The organism is uncultured Tissierella sp., assembly GCF_902479755.1.
GTDB lineage: Bacteria > Bacillota > Clostridia > Tissierellales > Tissierellaceae > Tissierella > Tissierella carlieri.
Map to the genome: position 1 here is coordinate 1 of NZ_CABSQO010000081.1, position 4,992 is coordinate 4,992.

The following is a 4,992-nucleotide window of genomic DNA, read 5'->3' on the forward strand; positions in this document are numbered from 1 at the left end:
AACTAAATGGATTAAATAATAAATATAGGTAATTAGTGACATTTAAGTAATGGATTATATTTCTTTCATTAAGGTATATATAAATAAAGCTAACTAAAAATAAAATATAAGGAAAGATTCATATGATAAAAGATAATATAAGTTTAAAACAAAAAATAATTGGTAAAGTTGCAGAGTTTATGGTAAGCAGTATAACTTCTTCCCCTCCCATAGCGAAGATAAACAAAACTTTAAAGGATTCAAAAGTAGCCTTTATAACTACTGCAGGTGTTCATCTCAAAAAAGATAAACCATTTAATACCAATGGAGATCATACCTTTAGATTAATTCCTAGAGATGTTGATTCTAATGATTTGACAATTACCCATGATCACTATGATAAAAAAGAAGCTTTAAAAGATATTAATTGTGTATTTCCTTTAGAAATTCTTAGGAATCTAAGGAATGAAAGATATATTAAGGATGTAGCTCCTCGTCATTTTGGATTTATGGGTTATATTCCTAAAGTTGACCTGTTAATCAATGAATCTGCTCCTAAAATAGCTGATATATTAGTAGGAGATAATGTAGATATAGTATTATTATCTCCTGGATGATATATATGTCATCAATCTGTAGGATTGATTCAGCGGGAGATAGAATCTCGTGGTATAAGGACAGCATCAATTATGCATTTACCTAATGTTGCAGAAAAAGTTAGACCTCCAAGAATGATGCATATACCATTTCCACTTGGCAGAACTTTCGGCAGGGCCTTTGATACCCAATTACAGACAAGAATTGTAAAGGATTTACTCGATTTCGCCATATATGGCGGACCTGAAGAATTAATTAGATTAGATTATAAATGGAGATAATAAAAAACAAAGCAACAAGTTTTTTAACTTGTTGCTTTGTTCTAATCATCTAATATTTCAATCCCAACTGATTCCATTAAATATTTTGCATTAGTTGATGTCGATTTTCCTGGTTTGATTTTATAATCAAAATGTATTTTATTATTTTTATACTGCTCAGAGAAATGGTAATTTTCTATCCTATTATACTTAGCCAATATACATAATTCTAAATCATGAGTTGTTATTGCCCCAACTACCCCTAATTTATTAAGATTTCCAAGAACATTTTTAGCACCTAATATCCTATCTTCGGAGTTTGTTCCCCTAAAGATTTCATCAATTAGAAAAATGATATTATTATTTTTATTTGCATAATTAATTATTTCCTTAATTCTAAGAAGTTCTGCATAAAAGGTTGATATTCCATTCTTCAAATCATCAGTTACTCTCATGGACGTAAATATCTCCAATATTGGACATGACATCTTACTAGCATATACAGGTCCTCCGCTATACGCTAACACCAAATTTATACCTATAGTTCTTAAAAATGTTGTTTTCCCAGACATATTTGAACCAGTAATAATCAAAATACTATCATCTATCTTTATATTATTTAACACTCTCTCATTATTGCTTATAAGAGGATGGCCTAAGGATTCTCCACTTACCCTTAAGTTGGAATTATCTATAGTTGGAAATGATACTCCTTCATCTATTTGCATCAAGACACTTAAACTAATTAAAGATTCAACTTCTCCTATAGCCTCAATCCACTTCTTAACTTCCAAACCATATGTATTTTTCCAATTTTCTAATAGAAAAACACATTCATAATCCCATAAAAATAGTCCATTAAATACTAGATATATTAAAGCATTATTATATCTTAAGTTAATTCTTTCTGTAATCTTATCAAGCTCTTTTATCGCCAATATAGATGAATATTCTCCGCTAAATAATATTTCCTTTATACTATTTAGTTTTTTAGACTGAAAATTTTCTTTTTCTAATAATTTTAATATATCCATATAAGTTTCTAAGTTACATTTAAAAGTACCTACTGGTTTTAGGATATTATTCATCGTTGAAAACCTTATCATCCATAATAAAAATTGAAGCAATATTAATAGTGGAATTAATACATATATCCTCTTCATTTTAAATATTATGATTGCTACAGATAATGGTATTACAATTATCGGAAGAAAATGGATTAATTCTCTTGCTCTTTGTGACTTTATCATAATTTCTTTACTTTCTGCATATTTTATTAAATTTTCTGGATCCAATAATTCCTTTTTGTGTTTACCTCCTAAATACTCCAGCTCTTGACAAAAGTCTAGTTTACTACTAAGTTCTTTTATTGCTTCTTGTCTTAAATATATCTCAGTCTTGTTATAACTAGTTTCCAATAAATCTCTTGCTAATGTTTTTCTTCCGTTCCATGTATTAGCTATATTTATAAACTGGAATAAAGATTTTTTACCTACTATATCTAAGTCAAAAGAATACTTATGTTCCTTATCTATAAACTCTTCTCCTATATCATTAAAATCAATCCAATTCCCATCGACTCTAGCTAAATATCTATTATTTATATTTATGATTTCTTTTGAAAAATTTAATTTATCCTTAATTATATTGTGATATATTATTAAACAAATAAATATTATAGCTAAAATAAAATCTATAATTACATAGATTGATTTATGGTTAATTTTAATAATTATATAAGTAAGAAGTATAATTCCTATAAATACCATAAATCTCGCAATGCTAATCGAATTAGATATACTGCTATACTTCTTAATATTTTCATTTTGTTTCTGTATTCTTATCATAAATTTATCTTTAATCATTGAATCACCTCTTCCTAATTATACACAATATCTTCAGTAATTTCATTAGATTATATTTTTTTACTTTTCTACCTCTGGAACTGACTTTTGTATAATCGCGTTTCCGAATATAATATATTGTTACCACAAATGACTTAGATAAGATGAAAATTATAAAAATATTATTGATTTAAGCAATATGACAATAGCTATTATGAGAACTTATAAAAAGCGAAAAGTACAATCAATAAAAAATATGCTATAAAATGAGCAATCGCTTATTCACTACTCACCTTTAGAATTGTTATCTTTTATAAATACGGTGATTCTCTCTTTATAGTCCTTTTTCTCACTTTCTTTTTCAGCTACAATATCATCTTCATAATCTTTAGCCTTTTGAAGTAAGTTTACTAAATCGCCACTTTCAATATCCTCTGGAGTAACTCCATCAACCATTACAAGAATTCCATCATTATCAGCAGATAATTCATATTTTTTAAAATAACAACCATTATTTATAAAAGCTTTATGTGCATCAGTTAAAAACTTTGCTATATCTTCCATAGATGTATCCAATATATTAGTACGAATATTAATTTCTGCAGCTATAGGTAATGATTTATCAAATTTCATATCAGGTTCTAAAGCATTATTGCCGTTTTCATAAATACTCTTATCATATATCACTCTCGTATTCTTTATTTCATATTCAAGTTCTTTGTCAATAATTTTTTTTGCAACGGCACTATATTCATCTGAAAGTCTATCTAATGTATTAAACATACCTAGCACTCGCATTTCATAACTGTCATAGCTTATACTTCCATTTCTATAATGTATACCAAATTTAGTATCTATACTGGATTTGGATCTAACATTCATCACATATGATCCATCTTTAAAATTATATATTGGCTTTTCCAGTTCAAGATCAAGATAAGAATAATTATCTTTAATATACTGTTTAATAGTTTCATCTGCAATTCTTGCTGATATTGGATTTCCTACGAAAGCATTTGTAATAAAAAGTATTCCACCGATTAATATTATGGCTATTAGTCCTGCAAGTATTTTAAGTATCTTATTTTTTATATTTTTCATATTATTCACCTTTCCCAAATGCAAATTTTAGAAGCTTTGCAATGATTACTCCCAGTGCTATTAAGCTCGTATATATGATGCTATAAAATAGACTGCCATACAAAATTGTCCAATCGAATCCACTTTCTATTGTCCACGCTATTGTCTGCCATAAATAGCTCAAAATAAAAACTGATATTGGAGTTATATACCATCTTCTCTTTAACACTATAAAAGAAATCCCTCCTATTACAGGCATTATAATAAAGTTATAAAACATGGCCATAGAATTCGTTAATGCTATTCCGGTAATAGCTCCAATTGCCAGAATAAGAATTTGTGTTATGAAAATATTTTTTTTGATATTATAGATTATTTTTTTATCATTTATAGATTTTTGTTCTGAATAAATGTCTTCAAAGGATTCAAATTCTACTTTACAATTGCTACAGCTTTTAATATGATCATTTACTATTTTCTGGCTATCTTCACTTGCTACACCATCCTTTACTAGTGGTATTAAATCTAATATTATATCACAAGAAATATTCTTCAATATAATCCCTCCTTTTCTAAAATAGATTTAATCCATTTTCTAGTTCTAAAGTCAATAACTCTTGCTGAATTCTCTGATATACCTACACTAGCGGCAATTTCTATAAAGCTATAGCCCTCTAATCTCATATTTACTATTTTTTGCGTACGCTCATCTTTTTCTAATAATAAATTGCTTATTCTTTTTGCTATCTCCTTTGTAATTAATTTTTCATCCATAGTATCTACTACATATAATTGTAGAAAGTCATTATATTCAGATGTGGATTTTTCTTTTCTAATATTTTGTAGCCATAAATTTCTAGCTATGGAGAATAACCATGTTTTTATTGAAGAATGTCCTTTGAAATTTGGGATTGTCTTAATTGCATTTATGAAAGTTTCTGACAGCAAATCCTCTGCAAGGTCAGGATTATGAGTCAAAGAAAGTAAATATCTATAAATATCATCTTTATAAAGTTTATATAGCTTTTCTATTTCCTTCATCAAAATCCTCCCTCCCTATAATTAGTCACATTTTTTACAGAAATATTACAGATATTCTAAAATAATTTTATATTCTATAAGAATAACCCCTTTAATCCCCTATTTTTAAGTATACATTATAACGAAAATATATAATAAGCATGATTTATAAAATAAATTATATTGACAATCCTCTATATAAGGTATATTAT

Annotated in this window: 5 protein-coding genes; 1 reads left to right on the forward strand and 4 read right to left on the reverse strand. The window is 27.1% G+C overall.

Annotated elements, in window-relative coordinates; all coding sequences use genetic code 11:
- The first annotated feature begins 122 nt into the window (after nt 1–122).
- Nucleotides 123–857 (forward strand): glycine/sarcosine/betaine reductase selenoprotein B family protein, encoded by a 735-nt coding sequence (locus tag RDK80_RS19960; RefSeq protein ID WP_308525312.1) that lies wholly within the window; start codon nt 123–125, stop codon nt 855–857.
- 41 nt (nt 858–898) lie between these two features.
- Here the strand turns inward: RDK80_RS19960 and RDK80_RS19965 are convergent, their stop codons facing one another.
- From RDK80_RS19965 to RDK80_RS19980, 4 genes are all read right to left on the reverse strand, one after another.
- On the reverse strand, nt 899–2,701 hold the full coding sequence (locus tag RDK80_RS19965; protein ID WP_308525313.1) for a DNA mismatch repair protein: 1,803 nt from the start codon (nt 2,699–2,701) through the stop codon (nt 899–901).
- A 264-nt stretch (nt 2,702–2,965) separates the two neighbouring features.
- Nucleotides 2,966–3,781 carry a hypothetical protein gene (locus RDK80_RS19970; RefSeq protein ID WP_308525314.1) on the reverse strand — a complete coding sequence of 272 codons (816 nt, stop codon included), beginning with the start codon at nt 3,779–3,781 and terminating at the stop codon, nt 2,966–2,968.
- 1 nt (nt 3,782) lies between these two features.
- The gene (locus tag RDK80_RS19975; RefSeq protein ID WP_094904443.1) at nt 3,783–4,316 is read right to left on the reverse strand and encodes a zf-HC2 domain-containing protein; all 534 of its coding nucleotides are present in this window, start codon (nt 4,314–4,316) and stop codon (nt 3,783–3,785) included.
- On the reverse strand, nt 4,313–4,801 hold the full coding sequence (locus tag RDK80_RS19980) for an RNA polymerase sigma factor (RefSeq protein WP_094904442.1): 489 nt from the start codon (nt 4,799–4,801) through the stop codon (nt 4,313–4,315). The genes RDK80_RS19975 and RDK80_RS19980 overlap by 4 nt, the downstream gene beginning before the upstream one ends.
- Nucleotides 4,802–4,992 lie beyond the last annotated feature (191 nt).